This window comes from Micrococcus sp. HSID17227, assembly GCF_003989405.1.
In the GTDB taxonomy this organism is placed as follows: Bacteria; Actinomycetota; Actinomycetes; order Actinomycetales; family Micrococcaceae; genus Micrococcus; species Micrococcus luteus.
The window spans coordinates 1-903 of the sequence record NZ_RBLN01000503.1; the positions used below are offsets into that span (position 1 = coordinate 1).

Consider the following 903-nt stretch of genomic DNA (forward strand, 5'->3'; position numbering starts at 1 on the left):
CCAGCAGGGTCATCCGCCCGGCCTCGGACTCGATCCGCCCGAGGGCGTGCCGGGTGTCGGGTCCGACCTGCTCATGGCCGCGCCGGGTCAGTTCGGCGTAGCCGCGGATGGAGGAGAGGGGGGTGCGCAGTTCATGGCTGGCGTCGGCGACGAACTGCCGTACCCGCGTCTCGCTCCGCTGCCGGGCCTGAAGGGCGCCGTGCACATGGTCGAGCATCCGGTTCAGCGCGGCACCGACCTGTCCGACCTCGGTGTGCGGATCGCACTCGGCGTCCGGGACGCGCTCGCTGAGGTTCACCTCGCCGGTGTGCAGCGGCAGTTCGGAGACGCGGGTGGCGGTCGCGGCGACCCTGCGCAGCGGGCGGGTCGCCACGCCGACGATGACGGTCCCGGCGAGACAGGCCGCGAGCAGCCCGGCCGCGGCCCGGCGGACGTGACCCGCCCGGTCGCCCGTCTCCCAGGGCTCCTCGAACCGGCGGGCGTACCGGGAGATCAGCACGAGCAGAGCGGCGAACAACGGCATCCACGCCAGCCGGGCCACGATCCAGCACGCCGAGTCCGGGCCCGTCGTCACCCCCGGCACCACGCCGGCGAAGGACGCCGGGACGGCTGCGGCCAGCATCGCCGTCTGGTGCCAGCACAGGATCGTCATCGCCGACAGGTTGATCACCACCACGGGAGCCCACAGCGCGGGGCGGCTCAGCGTCCTGCCGATCCGGCCGTGCATCAGGACCGCCGCGCCGCTCTGCGCCGAGGCCAGAGCGAGGACCAGCAGCGACGGCGGATGCGAGTTGGTCCGCGCCTCGCCCGGTACGCCGACCATCGACGCCGGGTAGAGGAAGACGAGCAGCAGCACGGCGAAGAGGGCCGTGCCACCGACGAGCAGGAGCCCGGCGCCCCGCC

Annotated in this window: 1 protein-coding gene; it reads right to left on the bottom strand. The window is 74.1% G+C overall.

The window, feature by feature from the left end; genetic code table 11:
• The coding region (locus D8M29_RS14020; RefSeq protein WP_238693429.1) for a histidine kinase dimerization/phospho-acceptor domain-containing protein at nt 1-886 on the bottom strand (886 nt) is incomplete at its 3' end.
• Nucleotides 887-903 lie beyond the last annotated feature (17 nt).